At 71.4% G+C, this 22578-nt stretch carries 17 protein-coding genes and 1 riboswitch; of the genes, 10 read left to right on the top strand and 7 right to left on the bottom strand.

Features of this window, described 5'->3' with window-relative positions; translation table 11 throughout:
• The first annotated feature begins 203 nt into the window (after nucleotides 1-203).
• The 3 genes from ASH01_RS16665 to sucD all read left to right on the top strand — a co-directional run bounded on the left by ASH01_RS16665 (nucleotide 204) and on the right by sucD (nucleotide 3444).
• Nucleotides 204-944 carry a DUF559 domain-containing protein gene (locus tag ASH01_RS16665; RefSeq protein WP_156415630.1) on the top strand — a complete coding sequence of 247 codons (741 nt, stop codon included), beginning with the start codon at nucleotides 204-206 and terminating at the stop codon, nucleotides 942-944.
• Nucleotides 945-1330: 386 nt separating this feature from the next.
• A complete protein-coding gene (sucC, locus tag ASH01_RS16670; RefSeq protein ID WP_056778337.1) occupies nucleotides 1331-2518 on the top strand; it encodes an ADP-forming succinate--CoA ligase subunit beta in 1188 nt (395 codons plus the stop codon).
• 32 nt (nucleotides 2519-2550) lie between these two features.
• Nucleotides 2551-3444 carry a succinate--CoA ligase subunit alpha gene (gene sucD / locus ASH01_RS16675; protein ID WP_056778339.1) on the top strand — a complete coding sequence of 298 codons (894 nt, stop codon included), beginning with the start codon at nucleotides 2551-2553 and terminating at the stop codon, nucleotides 3442-3444.
• Between the two features lie 146 nt (nucleotides 3445-3590).
• On the opposite strand, the gene ASH01_RS16680 is transcribed toward sucD, so the two are convergent.
• Entirely contained in the window at nucleotides 3591-4292 is a 702-nt protein-coding gene (locus tag ASH01_RS16680) for a polysaccharide deacetylase family protein (RefSeq protein WP_056778342.1), read from the bottom strand.
• A 184-nt stretch (nucleotides 4293-4476) separates the two neighbouring features.
• Between ASH01_RS16680 and ASH01_RS16685 the strand changes: the two genes are divergently transcribed.
• On the top strand, nucleotides 4477-5793 hold the full coding sequence (locus ASH01_RS16685; RefSeq protein ID WP_056778344.1) for a cell division protein PerM: 1317 nt from the start codon (nucleotides 4477-4479) through the stop codon (nucleotides 5791-5793).
• A gap of 56 nt (nucleotides 5794-5849) precedes the next feature.
• Here the strand turns inward: ASH01_RS16685 and ASH01_RS16690 are convergent, their stop codons facing one another.
• Entirely contained in the window at nucleotides 5850-6242 is a 393-nt protein-coding gene (locus ASH01_RS16690) for a hypothetical protein (RefSeq protein ID WP_056778346.1), read from the bottom strand.
• 236 nt (nucleotides 6243-6478) lie between these two features.
• Between ASH01_RS16690 and ASH01_RS16695 the strand changes: the two genes are divergently transcribed.
• The 3 genes from ASH01_RS16695 to purH all read left to right on the top strand — a co-directional run bounded on the left by ASH01_RS16695 (nucleotide 6479) and on the right by purH (nucleotide 12806).
• Nucleotides 6479-10321, top strand: a complete 3843-nt coding sequence (locus tag ASH01_RS16695; protein ID WP_162263893.1) for an immunoglobulin domain-containing protein — start codon at nucleotides 6479-6481, stop codon at nucleotides 10319-10321.
• A gap of 36 nt (nucleotides 10322-10357) precedes the next feature.
• Nucleotides 10358-11014 (top strand): phosphoribosylglycinamide formyltransferase, encoded by a 657-nt coding sequence (purN, locus tag ASH01_RS16700; protein ID WP_235509640.1) that lies wholly within the window; start codon nucleotides 10358-10360, stop codon nucleotides 11012-11014.
• Nucleotides 11015-11022: 8 nt separating this feature from the next.
• Nucleotides 11023-11099: riboswitch (ZMP/ZTP riboswitch) on the top strand.
• A 72-nt stretch (nucleotides 11100-11171) separates the two neighbouring features.
• Nucleotides 11172-12806: a bifunctional phosphoribosylaminoimidazolecarboxamide formyltransferase/IMP cyclohydrolase gene (gene purH, locus ASH01_RS16705; RefSeq protein ID WP_056778356.1), complete on the top strand. Its 1635-nt coding sequence runs from the start codon at nucleotides 11172-11174 to the stop codon at nucleotides 12804-12806.
• A 157-nt stretch (nucleotides 12807-12963) separates the two neighbouring features.
• Here the strand turns inward: purH and ASH01_RS16710 are convergent, their stop codons facing one another.
• Both ASH01_RS16710 and ASH01_RS16715 read right to left on the bottom strand, forming a co-directional pair.
• The gene (locus ASH01_RS16710; protein ID WP_056778358.1) at nucleotides 12964-14100 is read right to left on the bottom strand and encodes a ring-opening amidohydrolase; all 1137 of its coding nucleotides are present in this window, start codon (nucleotides 14098-14100) and stop codon (nucleotides 12964-12966) included.
• Between the two features lie 5 nt (nucleotides 14101-14105).
• Nucleotides 14106-15053, bottom strand: coding sequence for a carbamate kinase (locus ASH01_RS16715; RefSeq protein WP_056778361.1), 948 nt, complete (start codon nucleotides 15051-15053; stop codon nucleotides 14106-14108).
• Between the two features lie 251 nt (nucleotides 15054-15304).
• Between ASH01_RS16715 and ASH01_RS16720 the strand changes: the two genes are divergently transcribed.
• Entirely contained in the window at nucleotides 15305-15550 is a 246-nt protein-coding gene (locus ASH01_RS16720; protein WP_056778362.1) for a hypothetical protein, read from the top strand.
• 22 nt (nucleotides 15551-15572) lie between these two features.
• Here the strand turns inward: ASH01_RS16720 and ASH01_RS16725 are convergent, their stop codons facing one another.
• Genes ASH01_RS16725 through ASH01_RS16735 form a run of 3 tightly spaced genes read right to left on the bottom strand, consistent with a single transcriptional unit; the run spans nucleotide 15573 to nucleotide 20591 of the window.
• A complete protein-coding gene (locus ASH01_RS16725; RefSeq protein WP_056778363.1) occupies nucleotides 15573-16409 on the bottom strand; it encodes an SDR family oxidoreductase in 837 nt (278 codons plus the stop codon).
• A gap of 2 nt (nucleotides 16410-16411) precedes the next feature.
• The gene (locus ASH01_RS16730; RefSeq protein WP_200961811.1) at nucleotides 16412-18442 is read right to left on the bottom strand and encodes a hydantoinase B/oxoprolinase family protein; all 2031 of its coding nucleotides are present in this window, start codon (nucleotides 18440-18442) and stop codon (nucleotides 16412-16414) included.
• 1 nt (nucleotide 18443) lies between these two features.
• Nucleotides 18444-20591 carry a hydantoinase/oxoprolinase family protein gene (locus ASH01_RS16735; protein WP_056778365.1) on the bottom strand — a complete coding sequence of 716 codons (2148 nt, stop codon included), beginning with the start codon at nucleotides 20589-20591 and terminating at the stop codon, nucleotides 18444-18446.
• Between the two features lie 209 nt (nucleotides 20592-20800).
• On the opposite strand from ASH01_RS16735, the gene ASH01_RS16740 reads away from it, so the two are divergent.
• Together ASH01_RS16740 and ASH01_RS16745 are read left to right on the top strand one after the other, a co-directional pair.
• On the top strand, nucleotides 20801-21241 hold the full coding sequence (locus ASH01_RS16740) for a YciI family protein (protein WP_056778367.1): 441 nt from the start codon (nucleotides 20801-20803) through the stop codon (nucleotides 21239-21241).
• A gap of 23 nt (nucleotides 21242-21264) precedes the next feature.
• Nucleotides 21265-22458: an RNA polymerase sigma factor gene (locus tag ASH01_RS16745; RefSeq protein ID WP_327191925.1), complete on the top strand. Its 1194-nt coding sequence runs from the start codon at nucleotides 21265-21267 to the stop codon at nucleotides 22456-22458.
• The last annotated feature ends 120 nt before the right edge of the window (nucleotides 22459-22578 follow it).

The following is a 22578-nucleotide window of genomic DNA, read 5'->3' on the forward strand; positions in this document are numbered from 1 at the left end:
AGCTCATTGCCAGACACGGAGTCTTCAGCGCGCGAGACGCCCTGCGCGCCGGCGTCGACGGGCGGGCGCTGGCCCTGCTGTGCCATCGCTACGTCTGCACGAGGCTGACCCACGGGTGGTATGCCGTGGGCGTCCCCGCGGACGAGCGTGACCGTCACCGGCTCTGTACCATCGCGCTCTCCCGAGCCTATGAAGGAGCGGCCGTGGTCAGTCACTCCTCGGCACTCGTCCTGCTCGGGCTGCCACTGCACGGCGTGGACCTCGGCGTCGTGCACCTGACCCGCGTCCGGCCGCTCGACGCCGAGGCGCCCCAGCCCTGGAGCGGGCAGTCCCGCCGTCGCCCCGGCCTCCTGCTCCACCGCGAGCAGGAGGGAGTCGCTTGGGTCGGCGCGCCATCCGCGGGTGGCCACACTCACCCGGCCCCGCTCGCTCCGGTCGGGCACGCCGCCGTCGGCGCCGGACTCGTCGGCGAGCCGACGGCAGCCCTCGTGGCCGCCGACGCCGCTCTCGCTCGAGGGCTGTTGACAGCCGAGTCGTTGCCCGTGGCCATCGCCGACTTCGAGGGCCACCGCGGCGTGGGTCCGGTGCGTGCCGCGCTCCGGTGTGCGGACGGCCGGCACGAGTCCCCGGGCGAGTCGCTGACGGCATACGTCCTGCGCGGGCTCGGCCACGACGTCGAGCCGCAGTTCGAGGTCGTGGCGGAGGGCAGGACCTACCGCGCCGACTTCCGCATCACGGGCACCCGCGTCCTCGTCGAGTTCGACGGCAGGGTGAAGTACGCCTCGGGTGACGGCGCGGTCCTCTTCGACGAGAAGCGTCGTGAGGACGCGCTGCGCCGCTGCGGTTGGGTGGTCGTCCGGCTCACGTGGTCCGAACTCGCCAGACCGGAGATGGTCCACGGCCGCGTGCTCGAGGCCCTCCGCCTGGCCGCTCTCGCCGCCTGAGACCGCACACCGCCGGCGCCGCCACCAGCACGCAGAGCTCGGCCCCGGGCATACGCCCGGATCGCGCGCTCCTGGCGTGAGCGCGCGATCCGGTGAAGGGGCGCGCGAAAGGACCCGCGCACCTGCGTGTCTCGCGCGCTCGTGCGCTGAGCGCGCGAAACGGAGGGCCGGGGCGGGGTGGGATGCCGGTGTGATCTTCGTCCGGTCGGGCGCACCCGATGGGGTCGCCACACGTCACAGCCACTAGAGTCCGAGGGACAGCCTGATTCGGTTGCGCCTCGGCGCAGGGCCCGTCCGAGCGCGAGAGCGTGAGCACGTGGGCCCCGGGACGCCGCAGCGACGCGATCGACGACGATTCGAATCGACGACGAGGACGGACCCCACCCGTGGATCTCTTCGAGTACCAAGCCCGTGACATGTTCGAGAAGCACGGGGTGCCCGTGCTGGCCGGCGCCATCGCCACCACCCCTGAGCAGGCCCGAGCGGCCGCTGAGCAGATCGGACCGAAGTCGGGCGGTGTCACCGTCGTCAAGGCGCAGGTGAAGACCGGCGGCCGCGGCAAGGCCGGTGGCGTCAAGGTCACGAAGAGCCCCGACGAGGCGCAGGCCGCTGCCGAGGCCATCCTCGGGATGGACATCAAGGGCCACACCGTGGGCACCGTGATGATCGCCCAGGGCGCCCGCATCGCGGAGAAGTACTACTTCTCGGTGCTGCTCGACCGTGCCAACCGCACCTACCTCGCCATGTGCTCCAAGGAGGGCGGCATGGAGATCGAGCAGCTCGCCGTCGAGCGCCCCGAGGCCCTGGCGCGCGTCGCCGTCGACCCCAACACGGGCATCGACGCCGCGAAGGCGCAGGAGATCGTCGACGCCGCCGGCTTCGACGAGGGCGACAAGGCCGCCATCGCCGACGTCATCCAGAAGCTGTGGACCGTCTACCGCGAGGAGGACGCCACGCTCGTCGAGGTCAACCCCCTCGTCAAGACCGAGGACGGCCAGATCGTCGCCCTCGACGGCAAGGTGACGCTCGACGAGAACGCCGGCTTCCGCCACGCCGACCACGAGGCGCTCGAGGACACCGCCCACGCGGACCCGCTCGAGGCAGCGGCCAAGGAGAAGGACCTCAACTACGTCAAGCTCGACGGCTCCGTCGGCATCATCGGCAACGGCGCGGGGCTCGTCATGAGCACCCTCGACGTCGTCGCCTACGCCGGCGAGGAGTTCGGCGGCCAGAAGCCGGCCAACTTCCTCGACATCGGTGGCGGCGCCAGCGCCGAGGTCATGGCCAACGGCCTGCACATCATCCTCTCGGACCCCCAGGTCAAGAGCGTGTTCGTCAACGTCTTCGGCGGCATCACCTCCTGCGACGCCGTGGCCAACGGCATCGTCGGAGCGCTCGACGCGCTCGGTGACGAGGAGGACCGCCCGCTCGTCGTGCGCCTCGACGGCAACAACGTCGAGGAGGGTCGCCGCATCCTCCAGGAGCGCAACCACCCGCTCGTGACGATCGAGCCGACGATGGACGGCGCCGCGCGCCGCGCCGCAGAGCTCGCCTCCCGGCCCGCCGCCAACTGACCCCCTCGCCACAGAAGAGAGAACGAGCGAACATGGCTATCTTCCTCAACGCCGACTCGAAGGTCATCGTCCAGGGCATGACCGGGTCCGAGGGCATGAAGCACACCCAGCGCATGCTCAAGTCCGGCACCGACATCGTCGGCGGCGTCAACCCCCGCAAGGCCGGCACGACGGTCGACTTCGAGGGCGGCGTCTCCGTCCCCGTCTACGGCACGGTCAAGGAGGCCATCGAGGCCACCGGCGCCAACGTGTCCGTGATCTTCGTGCCCGCGCAGTTCACCAAGGCCGCGGCCGTCGAGGCGATCGAGGCCGAGATCCCCCTCGCCGTCGTCATCACCGAGGGCGTCGCGGTCAAGGACACGGCGGAGTTCTACAACTACGCCAAGGACAAGGGCACGACGCGCATCGTCGGCCCGAACTGCCCCGGCCTCATCACCCCGGGCGTCAGCAACGCCGGCATCATCCCGGCCGACATCTCCGGCACCGGCCGCATCGGCCTCGTCTCGAAGTCGGGCACGCTGACCTACCAGATGATGTACGAGCTGCGTGACTTCGGCTTCAGCTCGGCCGTCGGCATCGGTGGCGACCCGATCATCGGCACGACGCACATCGACTGCCTCGAGGCGTTCCAGAACGACCCCGACACCGACGCGATCGTCATGATCGGCGAGATCGGTGGCGACGCCGAGGAGCGTGCGGCCGCCTACATCAAGGAGCACGTCACGAAGCCGGTCGTCGGCTACGTCGCCGGCTTCACCGCCCCGGAGGGCAAGACGATGGGCCACGCCGGCGCCATCGTCTCCGGCTCCTCGGGCACCGCGCAGGCCAAGAAGGAGGCCCTCGAGGCCGCGGGCGTCAAGGTCGGCAAGACGCCGTCCGAGACGGCCGACCTCATGCGCGAGATCATGAAGGACCTCGCGAAGTAGCCTGCGCCAGCAGCGTTTCCGAGCGGGCGGTCACCTCCGGGTGGCCGCCCGCTCTGCTGTCTCCCGAGGGCGTATGCCGTGTGGCCGGCCCGTCGCCCACGGCACCCGGGCGCGTGGCCCGGCGGGACGGCATACGCGATCGGTGATCAGCAGGCCATCAGGCCGATGACGAAGCCGCGGGCCCGCAGCCTCGGGATGAGCAGGTCGAGGGCGGCCACCGTCTGCGACCGGTCACCGCCTCCGTCGTGCATGAGGATCCGCGAGCCGCCCCGGACGCTCGCGAGCACGCGGCTCACGATCGTCGTGGTGCCGGGGCGGGACCAGTCGCGCGGGTCGACGGTCCAGAGGATCTGGCGCTGGCCGCGGTTGGCGATGATCGTCGCGATGCGCGAGCTCGTCGCCCCGTAGGGCGGTCGCACGCAGCGTGGCCGGTAGCCGAGGGCCGACTCCATCCGGTTCAGCTGCGACGTGACGGCGGACGTCGACAACGTCGTGAGGTCGGGGTGGGTCCACGTGTGGTTGCCGATGAGGTTGCCGTTGCTGCGCAGGCTGCGGGTGATCGACGGGTACCACGAGACGTTCTGGCCGAGCTCGAAGAAGACGGCGTGCACGCCGTACTTCCGCAGGACGGCGAGGACCTTCGGGGTATAGGTGGAGCTGGGACCGTCGTCGAAGGTGAGGTAGACAGTGCCCGCGTAGGCGACGCGCACGGATGTGATCTCGAGCGGCGCGGTGGCGACGACGGCGGCGCGCGGGGTCGGGGCCCGGGCGGTCGGGCCGACGGCGGCCACGATGAGGGCGAGCACTGCCAGCAGGGGTGCCAGCAGGTGGAGGGTTCTGCTGTTCATGATGGGTCATCCCCTTCACCTCCATCGTCCGCCCGTCGGGTCGGGGGCGCGGGGTCTCGGGGCTGATCCGTGCCTCACATCCGGCCGCTCTCGGGCCCCATCGGCGTGGGCGCTCGCTCCGTGGCGGGGATCTTGTGACCATGGGAGCGACCACGCACGAGCCCGCAGGACCCGCAGCGCAGGAGTGAGACCACTGGCCCCGCCGAGCACGACCACGACGTCGACGACCACGTCGGCGACCTCGTCGACCAGCCCCTCGACGGCGATGCCGGCTGCCCTGCGCGCCGGCGCCCTCGCCGCCGTCGGCACGTGGTCGGTCGTCGTCCTGCCCGCGCTCATCGGCTGGGTGGCTGCGCCCGAGAGCTCGGTCGGGTGGTTCTCGGCGGTCTCGGTCGCCAGCGCTCTCTGGTTCCTCGGCCACGGACAGTCCGTCGGTGCCGGCTCCGTGGCGATCTCCATGACGCCGCTGCTGCTCCTGCTCGTCTTCGTCCTCATCGCCTACCGCTTCGCCCGTCGTCTCGCGGCGACGGAACGGCTGCGCGTCGGTGCGACTGACTGGAGCCGCGTCGCGCAGTGGGGCGTCGTGCCCGGCTTCGTCATCGGGTACGGCCTCGTGTCGGCGGTCTTCGCGCTCTTCACCCTCGGGGGCCCGGCGACGCCCGGTGTCGCCGCGGTCTTGGGGTCGCTGCTCGTGCCGCTCGCAGCGCTCGGCTTCGTCTTGCTCCGGCCCGACGACGAGAGCGCGCCGGCGTTCGTGCGCACGTGGTTCCGGCGCGGCCCGACGTGGCTGCCGACGGTGTGGCGCACCGGCTGGCGCGGGGCGGGCGTGCTGCTCGCCCTCGGGTTCGTCGTCGTCGTCGTGAGACTCGTCGTGTCGTGGTCGACCGTCGCCGACATCCAGGACCAGTACGGCGCCAACCTCGGGGCGATCGCCATCATCGCGCTCGCCCAGGTCGCCCTCCTCGGCAACGCGGCCACGTGGGCCCTCTCGTTCCTCGCGGGCCCGGGCTTCCAGGTCGCCCTCGGTTCGACGATCTCCGCCGGAGCCGCCCAGCCCGGGCTGCTGCCGCTCGTGCCCGTGCTCGGTGCGCTGCCGCAGGCCAGCGACTACCCGGCGACGATGTATGCCGTCGTGCTGGCTCCGGTGCTCGTCGGCGTGTGGCTCGGTCGTCGGGTCGACGCCGAGCTCGAGTTCTTCGGCAACGTGCGGGCCCGGTTGTCGGCCACGGCCGTGGCGGCGCTCGTCGCGGTCGTGGTCGTCGTCGCCCTGACCGCTCTCGGCAACGGTGCGGTCGGCGTCGACCGGCTCTCGGCCGTCGGGGCCCACCTCTGGTCGTTCGCTGCGGCCCTGACGGCCGAGGTCGTCGGGGGTGCGCTGCTCTTCACGGGCGTGCTCGTGCTCCGTGACCGTCGCGCCGAGCAGCGCGAGCGCGAGCACCAGTCGGGGGTCGCGACGCAGGCCGGTGCGGACGCGGAGACCTCAGCCCCCGAGGCGGACTGACGGGGAGTGTCGACGGGGGCTGACGCGGGGACTGACGCGGGACGGTCGGGGTGGCCTCAGCGGGCGACGAGGCCGATCATCCCGGCGTCCTTCAGCGGCGCGCAGTCGCCCTCGGCGATACTCGTCTGCGCCCCGGCGACGCACTCCTCGTAGGCGTGGACCGAGTCGTAGAAGACGACCTGGAGCGCCAGGGACGACAGCAGCATGCCGGAGATCACGAGGGTCACGACGGGCCAGATCTTCTCCTTGCCGCCGCGCGTCGACAGGAAGCGGAGCAGGCGCACGGTCAGCACGATCGCGAGCACGAGCGGCAGCACGGCGACGAAGCGCTTCGGCAGCGGGAGGTACATCGCCACGAGGCCGAGCAGCACGAGGAGCGCGATGGGCAGGGTGCGCTTCGCCTTCTCACGGGCGAACGCGATCTCCTGCTCCTGCTGCGGCTCGGTCATGTGGTCCATCCTCGCCCATCGCGAGCGGGCGCAGGAGGCCGGGAGCCGTCCAGAGTGGCACTGCCCCGGCGACCGAGCGCGCACACCCCCTCTCCCATCCGCTGGCATTGCCCCATCTGACGATTCGTCGATGGAACGGTGCGCGGCCTGCCATGCTGAGTCGGCGGGGGTGCACTCGGCAGAGGAGCCCAACCGTGATGAGCCGATTCTCGCGAATGGTGGCCGTACTCGGCCTCGTGACCGCCTCAGCCCTCACGGTCGCCACGGTGACGCCTTCACATTCTGCCGCGGCCGCCGAACCACCGGCCCCACCACCGATCATCAAGCTCTTCGACCTGGTGCCGGATCCGGTCTTGCACATTCCGCTGCCCCAGCCGTATTCGGCTGAGACCCAGGCGGCGCTCACGGCCTTCGAGACGAAGGCGGTCGCCGAGGTGCTCCAGAACAAGTCGCTCCCACCGAGCGACGAGCTGAGCGTCCGGGCGCTCGCCCGCGACGACATCCGCACCCAGCTCTGGGCCGACCTCGGGGTGATCATGCTCAAGCCGGCGGCGAGCAGAACGGCGACGGAGGGACTCGTCCACGCGTGGTTCTCCGCCAAGGTGCGACGCACGCAGATCGGCGCTGCGAAGGCTGCCGTGGGTGAGTACGTCAAGTGGTCAGGACTCACCGAGAGCACGTACACGAAGACCGACACCTATGCCCCCCAGCCGCGGAACGGGTCCGACGGCTACTGCAACTACCACCCGCCGGGCCGGTACGACACCACGGCCGAGTACAACGGACGAGGGACGACGATCTGCACCGAGTCAGGGCTCACGATCTTCAGCTTCCTCGTCTTCTCCCCACCCCGGCCGACCTATGACCAGTTCGTGAAGTACGGGCAGTACCTCCAGCTGGAGGCGCTGTCACAGGGAGTGACGAACGCGTGGAACCCACTGACGTACAACGACTTCACGATTCACGCAGGGCAGGTGTCCGCACTCGTGGGGATGGGTGTCTCGTTGGCCGCCAGTGGGGCGGCGATCCCCATCGCGCGGGCGTTGGCCGTCCCCCTGGGTGCGGACAACCTCTTCGTGACCAAGCTCTTCCCGTTCGCGGCCCGAGCGAAGTTCATCGCCAGCCCCGCCCTGCAGGGGGCCGAGGCCACGATCAAGATCGCGGAGGCTGCCGCCGCTGACGCGCAGGCGCTGCGCTCGTTCACGGCGCTCAAGGCCGCGAACTCCCTCAAGGCCGGGGCCGTGACCGCCATCGCCGACGCGGAGGCAGCGGCTCGCGCTGCACGAGCGGCTGCGTTGGCCGAGGCCCGGTTGACGGCCGGGATCGAGGTCTTCGGTGCCGTCACGTCAGTGGTGGGCGCCATCGTCGACATCGTCGTCACCACCACCATTGCATCGATCCAGATCAACAGTGACCTGGAGGCGCCGAAGAAGCTGGCCGAGCTGCTCACCAAGGCGCAGGGGACCCCCGATCTGGCTGCACTGATGAAGCAGGCCGAGGCCTATCCGGGACTCATGGCCACCTTCCTCAACGAGACCTTCCCCGAGCCCGAGTGGGGCTGCACCGGTTTCATCCAGGTCGGCGTCGAGCTGCATGAGTGCGCGAACGCGCCTGCCAGCGGAAGTGATGGCAACGCTCCTGCGTGGACCGAGGCGGAGCCGCAGTTCCTCAACGGTGTCGAGTCCGGTGGAGCCATCACGAGCTGGAGCCAAGCACCGCGAATCTCGGTGGACCTGCCCGACGACGAGGGATCGCTCTGGGTCCGACCGCATGGAGAGGGCTGGTGGATCCTGCAGCAGGTCCTTCCCGACGGCACGGTGACGCCGGAGTGGCAGTCGACGTGGTTCCCGTTCCGAGGGCCCGGCGGTGAGACCTACATCGCCGAGCGCACCCAGAACGCGACGGGCAAGTACTTGTTCAACATCGCCCCGGTCGGCGCCACGGCGCTGGACAGCTCGTGCTACCCCGGAGGCGGCGCCATCGCGCCGAGCGGGATGGCATGGATGTCGTGCCTCCGGGACGACATCACGTACGTCGACGGCCAGGGGCGCACCGCGAACGTGCTCGAAATGGTCCACGGCACGCCGCCGGACCCCGCCGTCCCACCGGCGTCGCCACAGATCAGGCTCGATGGACCGTGGGAGGCGACTCGAGGAGTTCCGGTCACCTACACCGCATCGGTGCTCGACGACTCCGGCACGCCGTTGACGTACGAATGGCTCTACTCGTGCCCGACCGCCGCCAACGGTTTCTGCATCGTCCCTGGCTCGTCGACACTCGTCCTGGCGTTCGAGCAGAGCGGGTCAGGTCACGTCGGTGTCAAGGTCACCAACGGTGCTGGTGGTTTCGCCTCGGTCACGCGCTCGTTCACGGTGTCCGAACCGACCAACACGATCGGCTTCGAGACGCCCGCCGACATGCAGTTCACGCGGAGCAGCATCTACGGCCGACCCTACGAGACCCAGGGCGTCCGTGCCTCGGCGACGTCTCAGCTGCCCGTCACGCTCTCCGTCGACCCCGCCTCGCAGAGCGTGTGCCGGCTCGACTCGGGCACCGTCACCGCCACCGGGGTGGGCACGTGCAGCATCACGGCCTCGCAGGCGGGGGACGGTGTCTTCCCGGCGGCGACCCCGGTCAGCAGGGCGTTCCAGGTCAGGCCGAGCGCGTTCCTCATCACCGTGAGCGACGGACCACTGCAGTACTCGGACCCGGCGCCTTCGCTGTCACCATTCATCCCTGAACCCCTCGCCCTCGACGGGATCACCGGCACGCTCTCCGGATGCGAGCGGCTCATCGGTCTCGTCTCTGCGACCGGGGAGGTCACGGCGGAGCCGGGCAGCTACCCGCTGAACGGCTGCGGCGGCTACTCGAGCGACCACTACGTCCTGGGCTACAGCGGGGCCACCACCGTCACCCCGGAGGATGCCACGCTGACCAGCACCACCCGAGCGGTGACCGCGCCCGGGCTCGCCGTCATGACGGCCACGTTGGGTCAGGTGGACGACGGCCACCCGGGCGACATCACCCGGGCCCGGGTGGACTTCCAGCTCTTCCGCTCCGCCAACCAGACGGACAGGCCGGACTTCCAGGTGGTCAACCAGGCAGTGAACGCGGACGGGCTGGTGGCACGGACCCTCGAGGGTCTCCCGGCCGACACGTACCGTCTCGTCATCCGCACCTCGCCGAACGCGGTGTTCGCGGCGACCGCCTCCGAGCAGAGCCTGGTCGTCGAGGCGGCCGTGGCGCCCTCCATGGGTCTCGTCCCGGCGAACACCACGGTGACCGCCGGCGAGTCGGTGACCTTCGCCTCGAGCGCGACGGGCAACCCGGCCCCGACCGCGCAGTGGTACCGCGTCACGGCGGGACCGACCTTCACGGCGATCCCCGATGCCACCAGCCCGAGCCTCACGCTGCCGGCAGTGACGTACGCCCAGAACGGTGAGCAGTACGTCGTCAGGTACACCAACGCGACGGGGACGGCGAACTCGGGCATCGTCACGCTGACGGTCCTTCCGGCTGCGCCACGTGTCGTGACCTCACCCAGCAGCACCGACGGTCTCGCTGGAGGCACGGCGACCTTCATGGCTGCGGCTTCCGGCGACCCCCAACCGAGCGTGCAGTGGTCGAGCTCGGGCGACGGGGGCGTGACGTGGACGCAGATCGCCGGCGCCACGACCGCCCAGCTGACTCTCACCGACCTCCGGTCCTCCCAGTCCGGGACGCGGTACCGGGCCGAGTTCACCAACGTCGGCGGCTCCGCCGTGACCGGTGTGGCCGTGCTCACCGTGCGCACACTGGCGCCGGGCGTCACGTCGGAGCCACAGGACGTCACCGTGAGGTCCGGCGCGACCGCGACGTTCACGGCCGCGGCGAGCGGGGCACCAGCACCCACTGTGACGTGGCAGAGGTCGAGGGACCGCGGCCGCACCTGGGTGCCGATCGCGGGCGCTCACTCCACGCGGCTCGTCGTCACCGGCGTCACGCCCACTGTCACGGGAACCCGGTACCGCGCCGTGTTCACCAACGAGGCAGGTGTCGCCAACAGCCGGGCGGCCACGCTCACGGTGCGACCCCGGTGACGGGCTCGGCCCCCGAAGGGCCCCTAGACTCGCGCCATGACGAACGCCGCTGCCCGCGCATCGACACGGACTGACGGTGGTGGCGCTGGTGACCCGGTGCCGGTCGTCGTCCTCGTCTCCGGCTCCGGCACCCTGCTCCAGGCGCTCGTCGACGCCTCGGCCGACCCGGACTACGGCGTGCGGATCGCCGCGGTGGGGGCCGACCGCCCGTGCACGGGGCTCGAGCGGGCCGAGCGGGCCGGCATACCGACGTTCGTCGTGCGGCCCGCCGACTTCGAGGACCGAGCCGCCTGGGACGGCGCCCTCGCCGAGCAGGTCGCCGCGGCCGGACCGCGTTTCGTCGTGACGGCAGGCTTCATGCGGATCCTCGGACGGGCGACCCTCGAGGCGCAGCCCGTCGTCAACACCCACCCCGCCCTGTTGCCGAGCTTTCCCGGCGCCCACGGCGTGCGCGACGCCCTCGCCTACGGCGTCAAGGTGACCGGCACGACGTGCCACGTCGTCGACGCCGGCGTCGACACCGGTCCGATCATCGAGCAGCGGGTCGTGGCGGTCGAGGACGACGACACGGAGGAGAGCCTGCACGAGCGGATCAAGGTCCAGGAGCGAGACCTGCTCGTCGACGTCGTGAGCCGACTGGCGCGTGAGGGCTTCGCCGTCGAAGGACGACGAGTTCGGATCGGGCGGCCCTGACCGCTACGCTGGTCGCACACGACTGGCGCGGGTGGGACACCACCGGGGAGTGACGTCGGGAGCATCGACCGCCTGGGTGCCTCGCGAGAACGGATGCTTTTCGGTCAGACCGACCGGACGCGCCGCGACCGATGTCACCGAACCAGGAGTGCACCCCATGACTGCTGCCCCGTCCGCCGCGCCGTCCACCGACACCGACGGCCGCCGCCCGATCCAGCGGGCCCTCGTCTCCGTCTACGACAAGTCCGGTCTCGACGAGCTGGCCCGGGCCCTCGACGCTGCCGGGGTCGCCATCGTCTCGACCGGCTCGACGGCGAAGACCATCGCCGCCGCGGGGGTGCCCGTGACGCAGGTCGAGGAGCTGACCGGCTTCCCCGAGTGCCTCGACGGCCGGGTCAAGACGCTGCACCCCAAGGTGCACGCCGGCATCCTGGCCGACACCCGCAACCCGGACCACGTCCAGCAGCTCGCCGACCTCGGCGTCGAGGCCTTCGACCTCGTCGTCGTCAACCTCTACCCGTTCCGCGAGACCGTCGCGTCGGGTGCGAGCGAGGACGAGTGCGTCGAGCAGATCGACATCGGCGGTCCGTCGATGGTGCGCGCCTCGGCCAAGAACCACGCGAGCGTCGCCATCGTGACGAGCCCGGCGGCATACGCCCACGTGACGCAGGCCCTCGGGGCCGGCGGCTTCACGCTGACCGAGCGTCGCCGCCTTGCGGCCGAGGCCTTCGTCCACACGGCGAGCTACGACAACGCCGTCGCGAACTGGATGGGCAACGTCGTCGCCGACACGAGCGACGGCACCGGCTTCCCGGCCTGGACGGGTGCGACGTTCGACCGCTCGGCAGCGCTCCGCTACGGCGAGAACCCGCACCAGAGCGCCGCGCTCTACCGCCACTGGCGCCCGGGCGTGGCCAGCGCGGAGCAGCTGCACGGCAAGGAGATGTCCTACAACAACTACGTCGACACCGACGCCGCCGTGCGGGCCGCGCACGACCATGGCGACCAGCCGACCGTCGCGATCATCAAGCACGCCAACCCGTGCGGCATCGCCGTCGGCGGCAGCATCGAGGAGGCCTACGAGCGGGCCCACGCGACCGACCCGGTGAGCGCCTACGGCGGCATCATCGCGGCGAACCGCACCGTCACCGCTGCGATGGCGGCTGCTGCGAAGCCGGTCTTCACCGAGGTGATCATCGCGCCCGACTACGAGCCCGAGGCCCTCGAGATCCTCACGGCCAAGAAGAACCTCCGCGTCCTGCGGCTGCCCGCCGGCATGGCGCAGGCAGCCGACCCGATCGAGACGCGTGCGATCAGCGGCGGCCTGCTCGTGCAGACCGTCGACAAGGTCGACGCCGTCGTGCGCGGTGAGGGTGACGCGGTGACCGGCGGCGACGAGGCCGCGAACTGGCGGCTCGTCGCCGGCGACGCCGCGGACGACGCGACGGTCGCCGACCTGCAGTTCGCCTGGCGCGCGATCCGCGCCGTGAAGTCCAACGCGATCCTGCTCGCCAAGGACGGCGCGGCGGTCGGCGTCGGGATGGGCCAGGTCAACCGGGTCGACTCGTGCTACCTCGCCGTGCGCCGCGCGGGGGAGGAGCGGGCCCGCGGCTCCGTCGCCGCGTCCGACGCGTTCTTCCCGTTCGCCGACGGACTGCAGATCCTGCTCGACGCCGGCGTCCGCGCGGTCGTGGCCCCCGGCGGCTCGATCCGCGACGAGGAGATCATCGAGGCCGCGAAGGCGGCCGGCGTGACGATGTACTTCACGGGGACGCGCCACTTCGCCCACTGACACCGTCGAGGGGCCACGTCCGGCCACTGTGGGAACGTCGAAAGGCCAGTTCTCCTCACGGGGAACTGGCCTTTCGACTGCGCCCACCGGGCCATCCGTGGCCTCTCGACGGTGGTGGCGGCGCGTCGGCGGTTCAGCGGTTCAGCGGTTCAGCGGTTCAGCGGGTCCAGCGGTAGCCGGTGGGCTCGCCCTCGCCGAGGTCGACGATCGCGGCGACCGGGCCGCCGCCGTCAGGGCCCTGGTGGGCAGCGGACACGGACACGAAGACGGCCGGGTCACCGGTCACCGAGGCGGTGACACCGCCGACGGCCGACTTGATCTGGCGGTGCCAGTGCACGTCGGAGTCATCGAGCATCGCGTTGCGTCGACCGTGCACGGTGCCGTCCTGGCTCACCTCGCACTTGAGGAAGACGTTGACGAGCCGGCCCTGGATGTCGCTGCTGTGCGGGCGCTCGGGCAGGTCGAGCCCGGCGTCCTTGATCGCGCCCCACACGCCGTCGGCGTCGAGCGCGTCCTGCATCACCGAGTGGCCGATGCGGTAGCGGCCACCGATGCCCTTGGTGTTGCCGACGACGACGACCTGCGCCTGGTCGAGCTCCACGCCCGAGCTGCACGAGGCGACGGACGAGAAGAGCGACCGGTCGTGCATGATGTCGGCGTCGGTCGGCATCTCGATCTCACCGAGGGCGACGGCGATGCCGAGGCCGGTCGTGCCGTTGGAGAGGTCCATCGACTCGTGCGTGTGCTCGGTCCAGACCTGGTGCCCGCGCGACTTCGCGTCGCGGATCGTGTGGATCGTCAGCAGCGGTGTCTTGGTCTGGACGTAGTGGACGTCGGCAGGGTCGGTGATGCCGGCGCGCTCCATGGCGACCTTCACGGCGTCGGCGACCTTCTCGACCATCGCGACGTAGCCGATCTCCTCGGGCTTGATCGGCTCGCTCATCGCGAAGCCGACGGTCAGCCGGGGCTCGTCGGACTGCTCGGCCCGGTCGGCCGGGACGGTGGCGAAGATCGTCGCGTGCGGGCTGATGATGCCGTCCGTGCCACCGGACCAGACGATCGGGACCTGCTTGACCTGGTCGGCCGGGGCACCCTTCTCGACGAGGACCTCGCGGAAGGCGCGGTCGGCGATGATCCGCGTGTAGTCGTTGACGCCGCCGTTGCCCTCGGTCTTGCCGATGATGGCGATGACGCGGCTCGCCTCCATGACACCGTCGTCGATGAGCGTGGCGAGCTCCGACGCGTCGGCGACCGAGTGGATGGGGACCTTGCGCACCTCAATGGCTTCGGGCACGTGAATCACCTTTCTCTTTCAGGGTTTTCGATGACGGTGCCGACGTGGCCGTCGACGGCGGTGGCGAGCTGGTCGAGTGCTGTGATGATCGAGCGCGAACCGCCGGAGCGGACGAAGCGCAGGGCGGCCTCGACCTTCGGGCCCATCGAGCCCGACGCGAAGTGGCCGGCGGCGGCATACGCCTCCATCTCGGCGAGCGTGACCCGGCCGATGTCGTGGGCCTCCGGCGTGCCCCAGCCGGCGACGGCGTGGGCGACGTCGGTCGCGATGACGAGCGCGTCGGCGTGGACGGCCCGGGCGAGCAGGGCGGCCGTGAGGTCCTTGTCGATGACGGCCTCGACGCCGTGCATGGCGCCGTCACTGCCGCGGACGACGGGGATACCGCCGCCTCCGGCCGTGACGACGACGTAACCAGCGGCGAGGAGCGTGTGGAGCGTGTGCGTCTCGAGGACCTCGACCGGCTCGGGGGAGGCGACGACGCGACGCCAGCCCTTCTCGCCGCGGTCCTCCCAGCGCTCGCCGTGGTCGATGAGCGTCTGGGCCTGCTCGCGGGGCAGGAAGCGCCCGATCGGCTTCGTCGGGTGGGTGAAGCCGGGGTCGTCGGCGTCGACGAGGGTGCGCGTGATGATCGCGGCGACCGGTCGCTCGACGTGACGGGCGGCGAGGGCGGCCTCGAGGGTGTCGAGCAGCGTGAAGCCGATCGTCCCCTGCGTCTGGGCGCCGCACCAGTCGAGCGGGACCGGCGGCACGACGTGCGCGGCGAGCTCGTTCTTGACGAGGAGGTTGCCGACCTGGGGCCCGTTGCCGTGCGTGATGACGACCTCGTGGCCGGCGGCGACGAGCTCGGCGAGGTGGTGGCTCGCGACGGCGATGGCGTCGAGCTGGGCCTGGGGCGTCGCGCTGCCGTCGGGCCCGGTCATGGCGTTGCCGCCCAGCGCCACGAGCACCCTCACGGCGCGTCCTCGGTCGTCATGGCGTGAGCCTATGGAGGGCAGCCGAGCGGGCGCGTTGTCACCTCCTGCCCAACGCGACCCCCGACATTGGCAGATGTATGCCGTCGGGTGCAGCGCGCGACCGTGCCGAGCCGGCGGGTGGGCGCCGTCACGAACCACGCCCGGCATACCGGTCGGGCGGGTACGAGGAACATAATGTCCGAGGGGGCGCCGTCCGGGGCGCCGCCGACCGAACCGAGAGGTGGGGGACCGTGGGAGTCGGAGTCCTGCTCGCCGTCGTGGGGGCCATCCTGACCTTCGCGGTGCGGGCCAACACGTCCGTCATCAGCCTGCCCATCGTCGGCGTCATCCTCATGATCGCGGGCGCGGCGCTCATCTGGCACGGGAGCAAGGGCACCCGCCGCAAGCGCATCATCACCCGCGAGGAGCGCCCCAGCGGCGCGACGACCCCGACCAACACCGTGCGACAGACCATCGAGGAACGCGACATCGACTGAGCGGCGGACGGTCCGGCGACGGTCAGGTGTGCGTGAGGACGTCGGCCCACGAGCGCGGCTCGCGGCCGAGCAACCGGCGCAGGGGAGCGGCCTCGCCCACGAGACCGCCGCGGTCGTAGGAGGCGAACATCGCCAGCAGGTCGTCGCGCGCCTGGGGCGTGAGCGAGGCGCCGGGCCCGGCCACCCACTCCGCGAGCTCCACGCGGACGGCCTCGACGGGGTGCCCGAGCACGTCGGCGGCGACGTGCGCCTGCTCCCGCACCGAGAGCACCTCGGGCCCGGCGAGGTCGTAGGTGACGCCCTCATGCCCGGGGCGGGCCAGCACCGTCGCAGCGACCTCGGCCACGTCGTCGAGGTCGACGTTCGTGAACGGGGTGTCGAGCGAGTAGGGGGCCGCGAGCCGGCCGGCGTGGGCCGCGTCGAGGAGGTTCTGGTGGTATGCCGCCGGGCGGAGCACCGTGGCCCCCCGCAGGTGGGTGCGCACGACCTTCTCGGCCTCCGCCTTGCGCAGATGGTGCGGCATCGACGGGTCGTGCGGGTGCAGCACCGAGTGGAACACGAATCGGGCCACGCCGGCCCGAACTGCAGCACCGGCGACGCGGTCGGCGATGGCGACCTCGTCGGGGTGGACGTTGGGCGCCAGGTGATAGACGCCGTCGACCCCGTCGAAGGCGTCGTCGAGACCGAGCCCGGAGCCGAGGTCAACGACCGAGATCGACCGGGCCCCAGCGGCATACGCTGTCTCGGCCCGCTCCGGCGATCGCACGGCAGCGCGCACGGTGACGCCGTGTGACGTGAGGGAGCGCGTGACGGCGCGGCCGGTCTTGCCGGCCGCGCCGATCACGAGGACCGTCGTCACGGTCAGACCCAGTCGACATCCGCCGCAGTCTGTCCCGCGGCGAGCGTCGCGTAGCCGGGGCCGCGGTCGAAGAAGGGCTGCTCGGCCGCGCGGTCGCCGCGCAGCTGCTCGCGCAAGGCATCCGAGGCGGCGGCGTCGATGACGGGCTCGTCGAGGTCGCCGGTGGCGACGACGCCGAAGTCGCGGCGCGCGCCCTCGAAGGAGACCTTGCCCCAGCGCAGGTCGCGCTCCACCTCGGCGTAGGGCCGGTCGAGCGGGTCGCCCCAGCCGCCGCCACCCGTGGTCCGGATGCGGATGACCTGGCCGGCCTTGACGACCTCGGCGTCGGCGAGGGCGTCGACGGTGCGCTCCTCCGGACCGCCCACGTCGACGGTGACCTCGAAGGGACGACCGGCCTTGCCGCCCTTGACGCCCCAGCAGGCGAGGATCGACCGGTCGGCGATCGACATGAAGTGGGCGTCCTTGAGCATCCGGATGTGCTTCTCGTAGCCGAGGCCACCGCGGTGCCGCCCGGCGCCGCCGGAGTCGACGGCGAGGCCGAGCCGCTCGACGATGAACGGGAACCGGCTCTCGGTGAACTCGGTCGGCAGGTTGCGGCTGTCGGGCACGACGTGGATCGTGTCCTCGCCGTCGGCGTAGTAGCGCCCACCGGAGCCGCCACCGAGCACCTCACGCATGAGGTAGTCGTTGCCGTCGCGGTCCTTGCCGTAGACGCCGGTGTAGCGGATCGTCTCCTGGTCGGCGGGCATCTTGCCGTCGACGGCCTTGGCGACGACGCCGGCGAGGACGCCGAGCAGGCGCAGGATGACGAAGGTGCGGGCGTTCGTCGGCGCGGGGTAGATCGGCGTGAGGAGCGTGCCCTTCTCGGGGAACTTCATCTCGATGAGCGGCACGATGCCCTCGTTGACGTCGAGCTCGGCCATCCGCTCGGGGGTGTCGGCGAGGTTGCGCAGGATGGGCGCGAGCCACTTCTTGAGGAAGTTGCCGCCGACGTAGTCGCCGCAGTGGTTGATCGGGCCCTTGGCCTGCGGCGCGGTGCCGGTGAAGTCGATGATCAGCTTGGGGCCACCGTCACCGGGGCCGGGGCCGCCGGTCGACTGCTTGGTCAGGGTGATCCGCTGCGTGTGCAGCTTCGGCTCGTCGACGCCGTCGTGCTCGGCGTAGTCCTCCCAGACGTACGTGCCGTCGGGGATCTTGCTGAGGATCTCGCGGCGGTAGGTCTCCGTCGTCTTGTCGAGGATCGCGTCGAAGGCGGCCTCGATCGTGTCCCGGCCGTAGCGTTCGAAGAGCTCCCCGAGGCGACGGGCGCCCATGAGGCAGGCCGAGCACTCGGCGTCGAGGTCCGCAGCGAGGCTGTCGGGCATGCGGCTGTTGCGCGTCATGATGCGCAGCGCCGCCTGGTTCGGAACTCCCTTGTCCCACAGCTTGATCGGCGGGACCGAGAGGCCCTCCTCGAAGACCGTCTGGGCGTTGCTCGGCATCGAGCCGGGGACGGCGCCACCGATGTCGTCGTGGTGGCCGAACGCCTGGACGAACGCGACGACCTCTCCGCCGGAGAAGACCGGCACGGTGACGCAGAGGTCCGGGAGGTGGCCGATGCCGCCCTCCGACTCGTAGACGTCGTTGTGGAAGAAGACGTCGCCCTCGCTCATCTCGTCGAGCGGGAAGTCGCGCGCGATCGGGTGCACGAGCGCGCTGTACGAGCGACCCGTCAGCTTGCGCAGCTGGCGATCGTGGATGCCGGCGCGGAAGTCGTGGGCGTCGCGGATCATGGGGGAGCGTGACGTGCGGGCAATGGCCGTCTCGACCTCCATCTCGACGCTCGCGAGCGTGCCCTCGACGATCTCGACGAGGATCGGGTCGACCGTCGTGCCCTCGGGCGTCAGGCGGTTGCCGTGCTCGTATGCCGTGGGGAGCCCCGCAGGGTTCACCGCCGCGCCGTCTGGGGCGGCCGAGACGTCGGGGTGCTGCGACCCGGTGGCGGCGTCGACAGGGGCGAGCCGGGTGGCCGCGGTCTGGCAGGAGAAGCACATGTCAGGCCTCCGGGGTGGTCGTCGAGGTGGTCGTCGGCGCGGCGGTGGACCGGGTGATGACGAGGTTGCCGAGCGTGTCGACACGGACGACGAAGCCGGGGTGCACCGGGACCGTCGATCCGAACTCCTCGATGACCGCTGGGCCCTCGACCGTGTCGCCGGCGAGCAGGTCGGGTCGCCACCAGACGTCCGTGTCGACGTAGCCGGCGTCGGCGTCGAAGCAGACCGGGCGCACGCTGCGGTGGGCCCGCTCGCGGACGTCGGCCGCGCCCTCCGACGGCGCGAGGTCACGCAGCTCCGGGCGCGTGATCGGGCCGACACCCGTGACGCGGAGGTTGACCCACTCGACCTGCTGCGTCGGGTCGTTCCGGAAGTCGTAGCCGTAGAGCGCCCGGTGCTCGTCGTGGAAGCGCGAGGCGACGCCCGCGGCATACGCCTCGTCGACCTCTCCCTCGGGCGCGGCGACACGGACCTCGTAGGCCTGGCCGAAGTAGCGCAGGTCGACGGTGCGCGTGTAGCGGTGGCTCTCGCGCGCGAAGCCCTCGCCGTCGAGGGCGCTCGCGGCCTTCGCGGTGAGGTCGTCGAAGGTCTTCTGCACGGCGGCGTGGTCGAGCGCGTGGTGGCGCGCGACGGACGTCTGGACGTAGTCGTTCTTGACGTCGACGGTGAGCAGGCCGAAGGCGGAGACGTTGCCGGGGTTCTGCGGGACGACGACGCCGGCGAGGCCGAGGATGTCGACGAGGCGGCACGCGAGCAGCGATCCCGAGCCACCGAACGTCGCGAGCATGAAGTCGCGCACGTCGAGACCGCGCTTGACCGAAACCTGGCGCAGCGCGTTGGCCTGGTTCCACGCGGAGATCTCGAGGATGCCGGTCGCGCAGCGCTCGAAGTCGAGGCCCAGGCGGTCCGCGAGTGCGGCGACGCCGGTGCGGGCCGACTCGACGTCGAGGGGGATCTCGCCGCCGAGCAGGTGCGGGGGGATGCGTCCGAGCGTCACGTGGGCGTCGGTGATCGTCGGCTCGGTGCCGCCCTTGGCGTAGCAGAGGGGGCCGGGGTCGGCGCCCGCGGACTGCGGGCCGACCTTGAGCGAGCCCTCGGGGGAGATCCACGCGATGGAGCCGCCGCCCGCCCCGACGGTGACGACGTCGATCATCGGGATCTTGCTCGGGTAGGCACCGACCGTGCCCTCGGTCGTCAGGGTCGGCTCGCCCGCGAGGACGACGGACACGTCGGTCGAGGTGCCACCGCCGTCGCACGTGAGGACCTTGTCGAAGCCGGCTCGACCGGCGATGAGGCCGGCGCCGAGCGCCCCGGCGGCCGGACCCGAGAGGACCGTCGTGATCGGCTGGTGCACGACCTCGTCGGCGGAGAGCACGCCGCCGTTGGACTTCATGATGTAGAAGGGCAGCTTCTCGGTGCTGCCGACGAACTCGTCGAGCCGGTGGTGGATGTTCGCGACGTAGCGAGACACGTTGGGCTTGACCGCGGCGTCGACGAGGGTCGTCATCGACCGCTCGTACTCGCGGTACTCGCGCAGCACCTCCGAGCTGATCGACACGACGGCGTCCGGGTGCTCGCGACGGAGCACCTCACGCATCGCGAGCTCGTGGCTGTCGTCGGCGTAGGAGTGCAGGAAGCACACGCCGATCGTCGTGATGCCGCGCTCCTTGAACCAGCGGGCGACCGTGACGGCGCGCTCCTCGTCGAACGGGCGGATCTCGTTGCCCTCGAAGTCGAAGCGGCCCCCGACCGTCTTGACGTAGTCGGCCGGCACGATGCGGGCGGGCTTGACCCAGAAGTAGGAGTTGCCGTAGCCGTCGGGGACCGCCTGGCGGGCGATCTCGAGGATGAACTCGTAACCCTCCGTCGTGATGAAGCCGAGCGCCTCGACCTTGCCCTCGAGGAGCTTGTTCGTCGCGACGGTCGTGCCGTGCGAGACGGCGCTGATGTCGTCACCGCTCGCCTCCATGAGGTCGAGGACCTTGCGGACGCCGGCGAGGAAGCCGTCGGCAGGGTTGCTCGGCGTCGAGGGCGTCTTCGTCGTGACGAGCTCGCCCGAGTCCTCGTCGAGCGCGACGACGTCGGTGAACGTGCCACCGGTGTCGATGCCGATGCGGATCCGGCGGCGTGCGGAGGTGCCTGCTGTCATGGTGAGGATTCAACCGGCGGGACGCCTCCCGGGGCGTTGGCACATGCTGCCAACACCTGCCCGGTTCCGCGCCAACCCTCGCCCAACCCTTCGCCCAACCCTCGCCAGAACCGGCTGACGGCCGCGTCGATGTCGAGAGCGAGGCCTCCGCTCCGTCCCCCGGGTGAGCGTGCCACGCTGGCACGACACGACGAAGGAGCGAGTGAGACATGGCGAAGTACCTCATCGGCGTGGACTTCCAGGCCGGCGACGACCCGGCCCCGATGTCCGACTGGACCCCGGCGGAGGTCCAGGCCCACCTCGACTACTACGAGCGGCTCGTCGGCGAGCTCGAGGCCAACGGCGAGCTCGTCTCGTCGACGATCCTCACGGGCCCCGACCTCGCCAAGATCGTCCGGTCCGACGGCGCGGCGCCGGTCGTCACCGACGGACCGTTCCAGGAGTTCAAGGAGTGGCTCGCCGGCTTCCAGGTCGTCGAGGTCGACTCGGAGGAGCGCGCCCTCGAGATCGCGTCGCTCATGTCGGCGGTGCCGGGGCGCGGTGGCGTGCCCACCCGGCAGCCGATCCACGTGCGCCAGGTCATGGAGGAGGCGCCCGCGAACACCGACGAGATGGACGCCTTCCTGCGCACCGCGGGCGGCACCCGCTGACCTCTGCACCCGCCGTCGACGACCTGCTGCGCACGCTCGCGCCGCAGGTCGTCGGCATCGTCAGCCGCCGGTTCGGCGACTTCGACTCCGCCGAGGACGCCGTCCAGGAGGCACTGCTCGTCGCAGCCCGGCGCTGGCCCGTCGACGGGCTTCCGGACGAGCCGCGTGCCTGGCTCGTCACGACCGCCTCGCGGCGGCTCGTGGACCTGTGGCGCAGTGACGCGGCCCGGCGCGAGCGCGAGGCGCGCGTCATCGCCTGGGAGGTCCCGGCACACGACGCCGTCGACCACGACGACAGCCTCACGGTCCTCTTCCTCTGCTGCCACCCGTCGCTGACCCCGGCCTCGGCGATCGCGCTGACGCTGCGCGCCGTCGGCGGCCTCACGACCGCCGAGATCGCCCAGGCCTTCCTCGTGCCGGAGGCGACGATGGCACAGCGGATCAGCCGCGCCAAGGCCACGATCCGCGCCTCCGGCGCAGGCTTTCGTATGCCGTCCGGTGCTGACCGCGAGGAGCGTGCCCGCTCCGTGCTCCACGTCCTCTACCTCGTCTTCAACGAGGGCTACGCGAGCACCCACGGCGACACGCTGCAGCGGACCTCACTGTCCCGCGAGGCGATCCGGCTGACGCGGATGCTCGTCGACGGGTCTCCCGACCACCCCGAGGCCCTGGGCCTGCTGTCGCTCATGCTGCTGCTCGAGGCGCGCACCCCGGCGCGCAGCGACGCCTCGGGAGCGCTCGTGCCGTTGCCCGACCAGGACCGCTCGAGGTGGGACGTCTCGCTCGTGGCCGAGGGGCTCGACCGGCTCGGCCGGGCCATGGCGCTCGGGGCCGTCGGGGAGTACCAGCTGCAGGCTGCGATCGCCGCGGTCCACGACCGGGCGCCGACCGCCGCGGACACCGACTGGGACGAGATCCTCTCGCTCTACGGGCTGCTCGAGCAGGTCACCGGCAACCCGGTGGTCACGCTCAACCGGGCCGTGGCGGTGGCCATGGCGCAGGGCCCGGAGGCTGCCCTCGCCGTCGTCGACGAGGTCGAGGACCGGCTCGGCACGACGCACCGCTGGCTCGCGGTGCGCGGCCAGCTGCTCGAGATGGCGGGCGACGCGGGCCCGGCTGCCGACCTGCTCGACCGCGCGGCGGCGACCGCGACGAACGAGGCGGAGCGTCGGCACCTCGCCGCCCGAGCCGCTCGACTCCGCTCGCCCCAGCCCTGAGCCACCGCTGCTGGGGACCGGGGCGCCGGCCCTTCACTCGTCGGGGGTGATGCCGGTGGCGGGCCGTCGGACGCATGCTGGACACGGAACGAGTCAACGGCGCCGGCCGCGCGGGTCACG

The organism is Terrabacter sp. Soil811 (assembly GCF_001429655.1).
Taxonomy (GTDB): Bacteria; Actinomycetota; Actinomycetes; order Actinomycetales; family Dermatophilaceae; genus Terrabacter.

Coding starts and splice junctions, on each gene's coding strand:
- ASH01_RS16690 (WP_056778346.1), bottom strand. CDS start 6,242: ATGACCGAGCCGCAGCAGGAGCAGGAGATCGCGTTCGCCCGTGAGAAG.
- purH (WP_056778356.1), top strand. CDS start 11,172: ATGACTGCTGCCCCGTCCGCCGCGCCGTCCACCGACACCGACGGCCGC.
- ASH01_RS16735 (WP_056778365.1), bottom strand. CDS start 20,591: ATGACAGCAGGCACCTCCGCACGCCGCCGGATCCGCATCGGCATCGAC.
- purN (WP_235509640.1), top strand. CDS start 10,358: ATGACGAACGCCGCTGCCCGCGCATCGACACGGACTGACGGTGGTGGC.
- sucD (WP_056778339.1), top strand. CDS start 2,551: ATGGCTATCTTCCTCAACGCCGACTCGAAGGTCATCGTCCAGGGCATG.
- ASH01_RS16740 (WP_056778367.1), top strand. CDS start 20,801: ATGGCGAAGTACCTCATCGGCGTGGACTTCCAGGCCGGCGACGACCCG.
- ASH01_RS16730 (WP_200961811.1), bottom strand. CDS start 18,442: ATGTGCTTCTCCTGCCAGACCGCGGCCACCCGGCTCGCCCCTGTCGAC.
- ASH01_RS16680 (WP_056778342.1), bottom strand. CDS start 4,292: ATGAACAGCAGAACCCTCCACCTGCTGGCACCCCTGCTGGCAGTGCTC.